Here is a 13,205-nt window from a genome sequence, read left to right as displayed (position 1 = left end):
TTCCGGCTCAGTTTCCATCTCCGGCTCCGGTTCTACTGTCTCTGACTCTTCGACTTCTACCTCATTCTCCGGTTCTTCTTCAACAGCTTCTTCCACCGTCTCCTCGATCTCCGGTTCTGGCTCAGTCTCCATCTTCGGCTCCGGTTCCACTGTCTCTGGCTCTTCGACTTCTACCTCATTCTCCGATTCTTCTTCAACAGCTTCTTCCACCGTCTCCTCGATCTCCGGTTCTGGCTCAGTCTCCATCTCCGGCTCCGGTTCTACTGTCTCTGGCTCTTCGACTTCTACCTCGATCTCCGGTTTTGGTTCCGGCATCTTCATCTCTCCGAATTCTGCATCCAGCTTCTCAGAGAAATCATCCACCTCATATTCTTCTTCAAAATCTTCCGGTGCCAGTTCCAGAGTCTGGAACTCAAACACCGGTTTCCCGTTTGTCACTTCTGCTTCTTTCATCTCAGACACCTGCGTTCCATGTTCTTTTTCCGTAAGCTCTTCGATTGTATCTGCTTCCGCTTCAAACCCGTCATCTTCATCTACTACGACTACATCTTTTGCAATTGTTCCTTTTCTATGTCTCATATCTTCCGCCTGCCCTGTTGTCTCTGCAATCTCTGATGAAATGTCACTATTTGATTTTTTCGGTTCTTCCAATGTCTTTGCATCTTTTGATTCCGATGTTGTTTCTTTTGTATCCTCTATATCGGTTGTTCCAGACTCTTTTTTCTCTTCCACATTCTCTGCAGTCTCTGGTGCCGGAGTCTCTTTCTTCTCCACCACTTCTTCATCCGAAACAACTTCTTCGGATTCTTCCTCGTGTTTCTTTTTCTTCCACCTTTGGGAAAATCCCTTTTTTGTTTCCTTTTCCGTTTCTGTCCCAGATGCCTCCACAGTTACCTTTTGTTCTGTTTCATCTGCAACTGTCTCAGGTGCTTTCGGCTCTGGTTCTGATTTTGCTTCGGTGTCTCGTTTCACCTCTGCTTCTGCATTCGCTTTCTCCCCAGCTTCCGCTGTCGCCACAGCCTCAGCCTTTTCCTGCTGTTTCTGTTTTTTCAGCAGTTTCTTTTCTTTCCGTTGCTCCTCGCGTTCCTGTTTTTTGAGCATCTTCTGCACTTTTTTCTCCGAGCCGGCAGGTGCATAAGAATCCTCATACATAATTGTAATCTCCGCCTCTTTCGGATGCATTCGCAGATCATCGGTTGCAAGCAGTTCCTGTTCTTCTGTACGAAGTGCTTCCATATCCGGACTATCATCCGCAGCTTCAGTATCCGCATATATATTAAAATATGTATCTACCTTTGCTTTTCCAGCTTCAATATCCAATATAATCTGACTGTTCTCCGAATTCTTAAACGATGCATGATACAACTCTGCCAGCGCATCTGCCTCATTCTGTTTTCCCTCTTTTTTATAGAGTAGATACAACTCAAAGCTCCAGTCATAATCCAGATTATGTGCATATCCACCAATCAAAGGTTCCAGCAGCTTGTAATCATCCGCATGTTCATGCTTGTTCCAGACATATTCGATGTCCCGGCTATCATATGCATTGGCATCAAACATATACATATCATAATATGTTTTTGCCAACTGGAAATATCCCATCCGCAGATAAAGCTCCACGAACGTATACAGGATCCGTTTTGACTCCGGTCCCAAACGATGCGCCATGATCAGGCATCGTCTGGCATCCTTATATTTGTCATTTTTTATGTAAATCTCTCCACACAGTCTCAAAAACTGTGGGTTCAGCGATTTTGTCAAATCCTGATGTTCCACTAACTCAAGTGCCAGACTGTATTCTCTGGAATTCGCCAACTCTTTAATTTTATTTACACTCGCCATGCTGAGTCCTGCGCCCATGCCCTGTCACCTCTGTCAGTTCCACTTTACTTAGTGTCCTTCAAACACCTTTTCTACCTTCTCAATTACAGTATCCTTCATGTTACCTCTTGTCTTCTCATACTGCAATCCGGACTCCATAATCTCCAGGAGTTCCATTCTGTACTCATTATCAATATCCTTGATGTATTCCATCAATACGTCCTTCAATTCAATGACATATTCCTTCGTCTGCATCTTTGCAAGCATCTCATCCGGATTGAACTTCGATGTGCTCTTCATATCTTCCTGCTTCCGTCCACAAATCAGACACTCATCTGCACCAGCTTCATTCACATAGCCACAGTTACAAGTCCAGATCATGCCGTCGGTACGATACTTCTCTACCGCATCAATACCTCGTTTCTCCTTAAGCGCAGATAACCTATGTAACGGCATAGTAACATCGATAGGCTGATCGTTGCATGCATATACGCCACGGCTTGTCACATATTTTGAGATACGAACCTTTGCATCCTTCAAAAGTAGAATATCCTTTGCAGGAAGCTTACACTCCATATCCTTGGATTCAATCAGAGAAACATTTCCTTTCTGAAATACAAAATCCAAATCTTTTAACAGCAATCTCTCTTCATACAGATTTGTCAACTCGACATCTGCACGGATTGCACAAATATCATCTTTGTTATAATTAAAGAAATCTGCAGAAATGGTTACCCCATTCTTTGATCCACGTAACCATACACGAACCGGTCTTGGAACCAGACGGTTATAGTAGTTGCTGACATACAGAAATTTTTCTGTAATCGGGTTTTCCTCCGGCTTCTTCTTCAGGCGAACTGCTGTACCTGAAGCGATTGTTCCTACGGAATAGCTGGCGAACTGTGTATAGTTCAGTTCTACACCAATTACCGCATCTGCTTTCTTTCTTGCTGCAATTGTCTGCAAACGTTTCAAAGCTGTCTCATTTACCTGCTCAAGCTTACCTGTCAACTTCTCACTCTCGGAATCTGACATCTCACTTACACCGGCTGCAAAGCCCTTAAAAAAGTTCGAGCTAAGTACAGACTGTACATTCACAAATCCCAAATACTCTACGATTTCGTAACCCTCAAAGCCCTGTCCGGACGTCAACATTACATCTGCCATTTTTATTACCCTCCCAAAATAAAAATAATCGCTCAAATATACCTTAAATGATACCATACTTCCGTCGTATTTGAAAGACTTTTTGTATGATTTATAACATTTTCATCAATTATTTTGTGCATATTATGCAAAAATCACCAAATTTCTAAAATGCTAACGGACTTTTATTCTCATATTTGTGGAAATAAAATTCCAAATCGAAATAGGTATGCTCATCACTGTCCGCGATCATTTCCCAGTTCTCCAGTTCGTCCAAATTCGGAAAATGGGTATCCGCTGCATAATCATAATTGATTTTCGTCACATGCGCATACTTACAATACGGAAGCAGCATCTCATAGATCTGTCCACCACCAATCACGAAGATTTCCTTGTCCGCATACTGTTTGAGTGTCTCAAAAAGTTCTTCCTTCGAATGTACAACCGTACCCCCTCGCACGGTATAATCCGGATCGGTTGATAAAATAATATTATCTCTTCCCGCAAGTGGCAGACCGTTCGGAAATCCTGCCAGTGTTTTTCTTCCGAGCACGACAACATTTCCCATCGTCGTCTGACGGAAGAATTTGTGATCCTCCGGTATTGAAACAAGCAAATCACCCTTGTTTCCAATCGCCCAGTTATTGTCAACCGCTACTATTAAATCCATGTTACCCTCCATATATTTCAACTCAAATTGCTATCGGTATGTTCTTGATCTGTGGTCCGGTCTGATAATCCTCAATCGTAAAATCATCGACCGTGAAATCATAAAAATCCTTAATGTCCGGATTCATTTTGAATTTCGGTGCCGGATAAGTCGGCCGGCTGATTAGTTCCTCCACGATCGGGATATGTCTGTCATAGATGTGTGCATCTGCGATCACATGCACCAGTTCTCCCGGTTCGAATCCGGTTACCTGTGCCAGCATATAGACCAGAACCGCATATTGCACAACATTCCAGTTGTTCGCTGCAAGCACATCCTGTGAACGTTGATTTAAGATCGCATTTAATTTATTGCCTGTCACATTAAAAGTCACACTGTACGCACACGGATACAGATTCATCTCTGACAGATCCTGATGCACATAGATGTTTGTCATGATACGACGGCTGTATGGATTATTCTTCAGGTCATAGATTACCCGGTCCACCTGATCCATCATCCCCTCCTTGTACTTATGTTTCACACCAAGCTGGTAGCCATACGCCTTACCGATTGAACCATCCTCATCCGCCCACGCATCCCAGATGTGGCTGTGCAGATCATGTACGTTGTTTGATTTTTTCTGCCAGATCCAGAGCAATTCATCAATCGCGGATTTCACATATGTTTTGCGCAGCGTGATTGCCGGAAACTCCTCTGCCAGATTATACCGGTTCACAACGCCAAACCGTTTGATCGTATACGCAGACGTTCCATCCTCCCATTTGGGGCGAACTTTTTCCCCTTTTGTATCGTAACCATTCTCAATAATATCCTTACACATTGCAATGAACAAATCATCTGCTTTACTCATATTCTGTCTCCTTCTCCTATTTTGTGCAATATTCACAGTCGTGGTTGTGAATATGTGCCAATCTTATTTTTTCTGCTTGTAATTCTATCTTTTTCTGATAACATAATGCCCATGGAGGTACATTCTATGATTCCAAAAGAATTCGGGCCTCGTCTAAAAATTTCACGTCGTCAAAAACATCTGAATCAAACCGATATATCCAAGCGACTCAACATTACAAGACAAGCCTATAGTAACTATGAAACGGGAAGATGCGCGCCACCGGTAGATGTTCTGGCTGAGCTCACCATACTTCTCGAATATGATTTCTTTTCTATTTTTCTGGAAGCAGCTGCTTCCAAATTATTTCATTCTAATTTTCAAATTTATCCAGAAAGCGAGGATCTGTCATGTCAGATATCAAAACCTTCGGAGCTATACTCATTCGTCTCCGACTCCACTCCGGTTACACCCAGAAAGAAATAGCCGCATCGACCGGCATCTCACGTTCATCATATTGCCACTTAGAATCAGACTATCGAAAACCGACCATGGATTTTTTTGTCAGGCTATGTATCTTCTATAAACAAAATCCCGTGAAACTGCTGCTTCCGCTTTTCCCGGAGGACTTGCTCGATTCACAAAAGCATTATCTGCAATATTTAAATTCGTTATGTGAAATAAGATATAAAGCAGACACGAAGCGCAACCGAAAGCGCAACGTCAAATGCTGGTCTAAGAAGTAGCATCAAAATTGTTTCCGATCAGGAATCCGGCTTCTGCCTGTTTCCGGTTCTTCTCATATGGATTGCTCTCCGAATACTGAATCTGCGTGGTTGTCTCACCACCGGCAACATATGTTCTGCCACATTCCGGACAGACTCCCATCTTCAATGTCACATTCGCCGATATCAGCTTTGCACCCGGCTTGCTGCTTTTCTGAATCGCATTCGCCACGTGCTCCCGTTCATGTGCACTTACTTTCGCGTACGATTCTCCTGCCGCAATCTTGCCCGGTGTCTTAAATGACACATCCGGTTCGTTCGAACCATCGACATATTCCCGGTTCTTACACGTCTGACATTCGACCGGCTTCACCTTCGTGGAAGTGTCGACCGTATTGTCCGCATTGACCGGTGTCACGCGGCTGACAACGCTATATGGAATTATATAGTTATTACTCATCGAACCAATATTCATTCCATCACCTCAAAAAATAAAGGTAACCAGACAGGTTATCTGCATGGTTACCTTCATTTTACTATATTTCGCTTATATCCACAAGAGAAAGATTGTGTCTGTCAGATGACTCCAAGCTGGTAAGAAGCGCATGTGCGGTATCTAAGCTTGTGAGGACTGTCACACCTGTCTCGATCGCATTTCGACGGATCACGAAGCCGTCCTTGCTGTGTTCTACACCCTGGGATGGTGTATCAATAACAAGATCGATTTCATGCGACAGAATCAGATCCAGAAGGTTTGGAGAAGGCTCCTCCACCTTGTTAATCGGTTTTGCCGGAACACCATTTTCATTCAGAACGCGGCAGGTACTTCTTGTTGAGTAGATCTCATAACCAAGTGCGGTAAACCGCTGTCCGATTTCCACCGCATCCAGCTTATCGGAATCTTTCACTGTAAGTATCATCTTCTTGTATTTCGGCAGATTCACGCCGTTTCCAAGGAACGCCTTGAACAACGCTTCGTTGTAATTTTTCGAGATACCAAGACACTCACCCGTTGATTTCATCTCCGGTCCAAGGCTGATCTCAGCCCCCCGGATCTTCTCGAAGGAGAATACCGGCATCTTGATTGCGAAGTATTCAGATTCCGGCTGTAATCCCGGTGTATAGCCCATATCCTTGATCTTCTCGCCTGTGATAACTCTCGTTGCAAGATCAACGATTGGAATACCGGTTACCTTACTGATATATGGAACCGTACGGCTTGATCGTGGGTTAACCTCGATGACATATACCTCATCCTGATATACAATAAACTGAATATTAATCAGTCCGATAACATGCAGGCTGTTCGCAAGCTTCTTCGTGTAGTTTTCGAGCACACGCTTGATCTTCGGTGTGATCGTCTGTGCCGGGTACACGGAGATACTATCTCCGGAATGGATACCTGCACGCTCGATATGCTCCATGATACCAGGAATCAGGATATCGTCGCCATCACATACGGCATCGACCTCGATTTCCTTACCCATCAGATATTTATCAACCAGAACCGGATGTTCCTGCTCATGCCGGTTGATAATCTCCATAAACTCAATAATATCCTTATCCGAGATTGCAATCTGCATACCCTGTCCACCCAATACATAGGAAGGACGGACAAGGACCGGATAACCAAGCTCGTTGGCAGCTCCCAATGCTTCCTTTACAGTAAATACAGTCTTACCGGCTGCTCTTGGGATACAGCACTTCTCCAAAATCTCATCGAACAGTTCACGGTCTTCGGCTGCATCAACATTCTCAGCACTTGTACCAAGGATTGTCACACCCATCTCCAAAAGCGCCTCCGTCAGCTTGATGGCTGTCTGTCCACCGAACTGTACAACCGCACCGTCCGGCTTCTCGATATTTACGATAGACTCTACATCTTCTGCCGTAAGCGGCTCGAAATACAGACGATCTGCGATATCGAAGTCTGTACTGACTGTCTCCGGATTATTATTTACAATAATGGTCTCATAGCCCTTATTCTTCAATGTCCATGTACTGTGTACCGAACAGTAATCAAACTCGATACCCTGTCCGATACGGATTGGACCGGAGCCAAGTACCATGATCTTCTTCTTATTCTCATCCACTTCGACTTCCGATTCTCCATCGTAGCAGGAATAGTAATATGGTGTCTCCGCCTCAAACTCCGCCGCACAGGTATCTACGATCTTGTAGGATGCATGGATGCCATAGCCATAACGAAGCTCCTTGATTTCCTTTTCTTTCTTTCCTGTAATCTGTGCGATTACCTTGTCCGGAAACTCCATGCGCTTTGCTTCCTGCATCATTTCTTTTGTGATTTCAGGTGTCTCACGCAGCAATTTTTCTTCCTGTACAATATTGTTGATCTTGTCAATAAACCAGATATCTACCTTCGTAATATCATGGATTTCTTCTGCAGAGATTCCACGGCGCAGTGCTTCTGCGATAACGAAGATTCGACGGTCATCAACACGGTGCAGCATCTCATGGATTTCTTCCGTCGGAAGATCATTGTAATTCTCGTAGATCAGGCTGTCCACATGCTGTTCAAGCGAACGAAGTGCCTTCATCAGTGCACCCTCAAAATTCGTACAGATACTCATAACCTCACCGGTTGCCTTCATCTGCGTCGTCAGCTTCCGGCTTGCCTTGATGAACTTATCGAAAGGAAGTCTCGGCATCTTGACTACAACATAATCAAGCGCCGGCTCAAAGCTTGCATAAGTCTTGCCAGTGATTGCATTCTTGATTTCGTCCAGATTGTATCCAAGTGCAATCTTCGCAGCCACCTTCGCGATCGGATAACCGGTTGCTTTTGAAGCAAGTGCAGAAGAACGGCTTACTCGCGGATTTACCTCGATTACGCAATATTCAAATGTTGTCGGATGCAATGCGAACTGTACGTTACATCCACCCTGGATACCAAGCTCGGTAATGATATTTAAAGCAGCACTACGAAGCATCTGGTATTCCTTATCTGCCAGTGTCTGTGATGGCGCGACAACGATGGAATCTCCGGTATGGACACCAACGGGATCCAGATTCTCCATATTACATACGGTAATACAGGTACCGTTCGCATCACGCATAACCTCGTACTCTATCTCTTTCCAGCCCGCGATACAACGCTCGACCAGAACCTGACCGACACGCGACAGACGCAGTCCGTTCATCAATATTTCTACGAATTCTTCTTCGTTATGTGCAATACCGCCACCGCTACCGCCAAGTGTATACGCCGGACGCAGCACAATCGGATACCCGATTTTCTCAACAAACGCCAGACCATCCTTGATGTTCGTTACAACTTCGGATGGTGCACAAGGCTCATGGATCTTCTCCATGGTCTTCTTGAATTCCAGACGATCCTCTGCTTTCTTGATTGTCTTCGAAGATGTACCAAGCAGTCTTACATTATGTTCCTTCAGGAAACCGGACTCTTCCAGTTCCATCGCGATATTTAACGCTGCCTGTCCACCCAGTGTCGGAAGCACACTGTCCGGTTTTTCCTTCTTGATAACTGCCTTTACAACCTCCGGTGTCAGAGGCTCGATATATACCTTATCTGCAATATCCTTATCTGTCATGATGGTAGCAGGATTCGAGTTGATCAAAACAACGCAGATGCCCTCTTCCCTCAGGGAACGACATGCCTGTGTACCAGCATAATCAAACTCTGCCGCCTGTCCGATAACGATCGGACCAGATCCAATAACTACAACCTTTTTTACATGCGGATTCTTTGGCATTATTTAGACACCTCCATCATATTCATAAACTCATCAAACAAAAATCCTGTATCGAGCGGACCTGCACAGGCCTCCGGATGGAACTGTACTGTCTGAACATTCTTTCCAAGATAATGCACACCCTCGATAGTCTTATCATTTACATTGATAAAGCTTGGCTCTGCAATGTCACGATCCAGTGTCTCTTCCTTTACCACATAGCCATGATTCTGTGTTGAAATATATACTTTCCCTGTTTTCAAATCCTTTACCGGATGGTTTGCGCCACGATGTCCATATTTCATCTTCTGCGTATCTGCGCCATTCGCAAGTGCCAGAAGCTGATGTCCCAGACAGATTGCAAAAATTGGGATCTTCGTTGCAAAAAGCTTCTTGATCTCTTCGATTGTCTTCACGTTATCCTTCGGATCACCAGGACCGTTTGTCAGCATAATGCCGTCCGGTGCATCTGCGATAATCTCCTCCGCCGGAGTTTCCGCCGGATATACCGTAACCGCACAGCCACGTTCCAGCAGACAACGAACAATATTTTTCTTCACACCAAGGTCAATGACTGCTACCTTATATCCTTCACCAGGAAAACGCATCTTCTCCTTGCATGTGACATCCAGCACAACATGTCCCATGTTCCATGCCTTGATCCGCTTAATACAATCATCCTTGTCGAAATTCTCATCCGTTGTGATCATGCCCTTCATCGTACCTTTGTCACGCAGAATTTTCGTCAGAGCCCGTGTATCAATCGCCTCAATTCCGGTAATATCATTTTCTATAAGAAATGACTCGACACTTTCCTCACTTCGGAAGTTGCTCGGACGCTTCGCCAATTCTCTGACAATAAAGCCAGACTGCCATGGACGTTCTGCCTCCATGTCTTCCTTACAAATACCATAGTTACCAATCAACGGATACGTCATACACACAGACTGTCCTGCATAAGAAGGATCCGTCAGTACTTCCAGATAACCAGTCATCGATGTGTTAAATACGATCTCACTGATAATTTCTTTGGTCGAACCGACGCTTTTCCCCTCGAATACATGGCCATCTTCCAGTATCAGAAATGCTTTCATAGTCTTTGTCCTTTCTTCTTAGATTTACTTGCAAAACAAGAAATTTGCTCAAAAAAAAAGAGTGAAACGGAAAAATTGCATAGTTATCCGAAGCTCTTTTTTCTCAAATTGCAAAAATTATACATCAATTTTCGCCATAGCACAACCCCTTTTGTCAGATTCTTTTATTCTTCTTTTGTTCTTCCCTTTCTAAGCGGCTGTAAATACATCCACAATAGTCCTGCCGGTACAGGTGATACTCCCGCGACAGTTCGATGGAATGTGCATATCCATTCTTTTTTTTGAAATCACTGTACAGATATGCAACACCATATTTTTCTGTCATCCGCGCTCCAATCTCATTTAGCCATGCCGCGTTTTTGTGCGGGCTGATCGATAATGTTGTCGTAAAAATATCGAATCCATGCTCCTTCGCATAGCGGGCAGTTTCTTCCAATCGTAACTCATAACACTTGTAACAGCGACGTCCCCGCTCCGGTTCTTTCTCCAAACCTTTTGCAATCGCATAAAACTTCTCCGGTTCATATGCGCCATCACACACATCTACAGCTCTCGCAAACTCTGCTTCCTGTGTAAACCGCTTCAGTTCCTCAATCCGCTTTTCATACTCTTCTTTTTCCGTAATGTTGGGATTGTAAAAAAAAGCCGTAATGTCATATTCCTCATATAATACACTCAGCACATGGGAACTGCATGGTGCGCAACATACATGCAATAGCATCTTTTTTTGTTTTTTTGCATTTTGTTTGTTTTCGATTATCATTTTTTACCCTTTCTTGTCACTTCGACGAAAATAAACGTCGAACCGCCTATGCAAAACGCCTATTTTTGTGCAACATTCACAGTTGACTTTGGCAATAATATACAATATACTAAAGCTAACGAAAGAACTATAATATAGTTAGTTATGATTATATATTTTTACAGCTTGAAGGGCAAGAGTAAAAACGATAGAATCGCTATATGGGAGGTAAGAAACTATGACAGTGGATCAGGCAGTTAAAAAATTCAAATTAGAGCCACTTAACGTATATACGGCGAAGGCAAAAGCAAAAGAATTAAACGTAGATGAGGTTCTGTATATGAATGTCCAGAAGAACAAATATGCCTACATCGTAAAAGATGGTGCACGTGGTTATGTGCTTTATCAGGATGAAAAAAGTATTTATTCCAAGATGTACAAAGGGCTTAAGATGACCCCACTCGAGCCATAATTGTACATATTTCGTATAAGTAAAACACAAAAAATCCGGAACTTCGATGTAAATCGGGGGTCCGGATTTTTGTTATTCACTATATTTATTTTTGTAAAAAAGTTTCACATGTTCTAAACACTTATCATTCAGTTCTATAATTACCGCTTCTGTACGGTTCTTACTGTTGTTAATAAATGCATACCACTTATCTTCCCTGTCCGAAAAACAGGATGTATAATCCCGGATAACCATCTCTGGATGTGCCTGACGTTCGTTGTCAAACAAGATTGATGTATACGGTAATACTTTCTGTATCTTACCTGCCTCAAACTCATACACCTTTTTCCTTGACGAGCGCTTCACAATCTTCGAGATTTCACAATCCCCATTAACAAATATATACTCATACTCCAGTTCCTGCCGCGTTGCTGTAATAATCGTAAGAGCAATACCAACTATTAGGATTGACGGGCCTACCCAGCCTGCTATAAACGTCCAGATTGCAAGTCCGGCGATCATCAAAGCTACGGATGCCACAACCGGCATCCGATCCTTTGCTTTTAATTTCTTTTGTACTGCGTATTCTGCATAACCTTCCAAGTTATTTACCATGTTTACATTTCCTTTAATGACTCATCAATTGCCTTTGCTGCCTTCTTACCGGCACCCATTGCAAGGATAACGGTTGCTGCACCTGTAACAACATCTCCGCCGGCATACACATGCTCACGTGTACTCTCACCGGTCTCTTCATCGACGATGATACCGCCCCACTTCTGTGTTTCCAGACCTTCCGTTGTCTGACGAATCAGTGGGTTCGGTGACTGACCGATTGCGATAACAACTGTCTCAACCGGAATCACCGTATTCGATCCCTCAATTGGCTGTGGGCGTCTACGTCCGGAAGCATCCGGCTCACCAAGTTCCTGTGCAACAACTTCGATACCGGTTACCCATCCATCTTCTCCATGGATCTCTACCGGATTGTTTAAGAGTTTGAAGATTACGCCCTCTTCCTTCGCATGCTCCACTTCTTCCTTACGCGCAGGTACTTCCTCTGCGCCACGACGATATACAATGTACACTTCCTCTGCGCCAAGTCTCTTAGCCGTTCTTGCTGCATCCATCGCTACGTTACCGGCACCAACAACTGCAACACGTTTACCTACCTTGACAGGTGTTGGAACTTCGCCCTTCTTATAACCCTTCATCAGATTCACACGTGTTAAGAACTCATTTGCGGAATATACGCCAAGCAGGTTCTCGCCCGGAATCCGAAGGAAGTTCGGAAGCCCGGCACCGGTTCCAAGGAACACAGCGTCAAATCCACGTGCGAACAAATCATCTACAGTCAGTGATCGCCCGATTACAACATTGGTCTCAAGATCTACACCAAGATCTGTAATATTTTCCAGCTCCTTTGCAACCAGAGACTTTGGAAGACGGAACTCCGGGATACCATAGCTCAACACGCCACCAGCCTTATGTAATGCCTCGAAGATTGTTACATCGTAACCCTTCTTTGCAAGTTCACCTGCACAGGTAATACCAGCAGGGCCAGAGCCTACAACTGCAACACGCTTGCCGTTCTTCTCGATATTCAGTTCTGTCTTTGCACCGTGTGCCATGTGGTAATCTGCTACAAAGCGCTCCAGACGTCCGATGGATACAGACTCACCCTTAATACCACGGATACACTTACCCTCGCACTGATTCTCCTGTGGGCAGACACGTCCACAGATTGCCGGAAGTGCATTCTCACTTGTAATGATCTCGTATGCTTTCTCGAAGTTACCAGCAGCTACCTGCTCGATAAATCCAGGAATCGGTACATTAACCGGGCATCCGGTCATACAAGGTCTATTCTTACAATTAATACATCTGGTTGCTTCCTCCATTGCCATCTCGGCTGTATAACCAGTCGCAACCTCTTCAAAATTCTTATTTCGTACATTCGGATCCTGCTGTGGCATAGGAACCTTTGTTGGACTCATATTTGGCATCT

13 protein-coding genes are annotated in these 13,205 nt (G+C 44.1%); 3 read left to right on the top strand and 10 right to left on the bottom strand.

The features are described from left to right. The 4 genes from ACZQK9_RS00810 to thyA form a co-directional block, all read right to left on the bottom strand. On the bottom strand, positions 1-1,860 hold a 1,860-nt coding region (locus tag ACZQK9_RS00810), incomplete at its 3' end, for a hypothetical protein (protein WP_483269323.1). A gap of 30 nt (positions 1,861-1,890) precedes the next feature. Continuing rightward, entirely contained in the window at positions 1,891-2,988 is a 1,098-nt protein-coding gene (locus tag ACZQK9_RS00805; protein WP_178016519.1) for a heavy metal-binding domain-containing protein, read from the bottom strand. A gap of 145 nt (positions 2,989-3,133) precedes the next feature. Next, complete coding sequence (locus tag ACZQK9_RS00800; protein ID WP_178016518.1) at positions 3,134-3,637, bottom strand: dihydrofolate reductase; 504 nt, start codon at positions 3,635-3,637, stop codon at positions 3,134-3,136. 22 nt (positions 3,638-3,659) lie between these two features. Continuing rightward, positions 3,660-4,490 (bottom strand): thymidylate synthase, encoded by an 831-nt coding sequence (thyA, locus tag ACZQK9_RS00795; RefSeq protein WP_178016517.1) that lies wholly within the window; start codon positions 4,488-4,490, stop codon positions 3,660-3,662. Between the two features lie 126 nt (positions 4,491-4,616). Between thyA and ACZQK9_RS00790 the strand changes: the two genes are divergently transcribed. Further along, the gene (locus tag ACZQK9_RS00790; RefSeq protein ID WP_216506984.1) at positions 4,617-4,955 is read left to right on the top strand and encodes a helix-turn-helix domain-containing protein; all 339 of its coding nucleotides are present in this window, start codon (positions 4,617-4,619) and stop codon (positions 4,953-4,955) included. Then, positions 4,880-5,215, top strand: a complete 336-nt coding sequence (locus ACZQK9_RS00785; RefSeq protein ID WP_483269322.1) for a helix-turn-helix domain-containing protein — start codon at positions 4,880-4,882, stop codon at positions 5,213-5,215. Before ACZQK9_RS00790 ends, ACZQK9_RS00785 begins: the two co-directional genes overlap by 76 nt. Here ACZQK9_RS00785 and ACZQK9_RS00780 read toward each other — a convergent pair. From ACZQK9_RS00780 to ACZQK9_RS00765, 4 genes are all read right to left on the bottom strand, one after another. Continuing rightward, positions 5,205-5,669 carry a hypothetical protein gene (locus tag ACZQK9_RS00780; protein WP_483269321.1) on the bottom strand — a complete coding sequence of 155 codons (465 nt, stop codon included), beginning with the start codon at positions 5,667-5,669 and terminating at the stop codon, positions 5,205-5,207. The two genes, ACZQK9_RS00785 and ACZQK9_RS00780, sit on opposite strands and share 11 nt — an antisense overlap. 61 nt (positions 5,670-5,730) lie before the next feature. Beyond that, a complete protein-coding gene (gene carB, locus ACZQK9_RS00775) occupies positions 5,731-8,931 on the bottom strand; it encodes a carbamoyl-phosphate synthase large subunit (protein ID WP_178016513.1) in 3,201 nt (1,066 codons plus the stop codon). Further along, on the bottom strand, positions 8,931-10,004 hold the full coding sequence (locus tag ACZQK9_RS00770; protein ID WP_178016512.1) for a carbamoyl phosphate synthase small subunit: 1,074 nt from the start codon (positions 10,002-10,004) through the stop codon (positions 8,931-8,933). Before ACZQK9_RS00770 ends, carB begins: the two co-directional genes overlap by 1 nt. A 154-nt stretch (positions 10,005-10,158) precedes the next feature. Beyond that, a complete protein-coding gene (locus tag ACZQK9_RS00765; RefSeq protein WP_483269320.1) occupies positions 10,159-10,767 on the bottom strand; it encodes an epoxyqueuosine reductase QueH in 609 nt (202 codons plus the stop codon). A gap of 217 nt (positions 10,768-10,984) precedes the next feature. On the opposite strand from ACZQK9_RS00765, the gene ACZQK9_RS00760 reads away from it, so the two are divergent. Further along, positions 10,985-11,218 (top strand): hypothetical protein, encoded by a 234-nt coding sequence (locus tag ACZQK9_RS00760; protein ID WP_178016510.1) that lies wholly within the window; start codon positions 10,985-10,987, stop codon positions 11,216-11,218. Between the two features lie 72 nt (positions 11,219-11,290). Here the strand turns inward: ACZQK9_RS00760 and ACZQK9_RS00755 are convergent, their stop codons facing one another. Beyond that, on the bottom strand, positions 11,291-11,812 hold the full coding sequence (locus ACZQK9_RS00755) for a DUF6106 family protein (protein WP_178016509.1): 522 nt from the start codon (positions 11,810-11,812) through the stop codon (positions 11,291-11,293). A gap of 2 nt (positions 11,813-11,814) precedes the next feature. Beyond that, entirely contained in the window at positions 11,815-13,203 is a 1,389-nt protein-coding gene (gltA, locus tag ACZQK9_RS00750) for an NADPH-dependent glutamate synthase (RefSeq protein WP_483269319.1), read from the bottom strand. Positions 13,204-13,205: the final 2 nt, after the last annotated feature.

The sequence above is a fragment of the Wujia sp. genome (genome assembly GCF_056872695.1).
The sequence above is the reverse complement of the archived record's forward strand: the minus strand, read 5'-3'. Positions and strand labels throughout refer to the sequence as shown.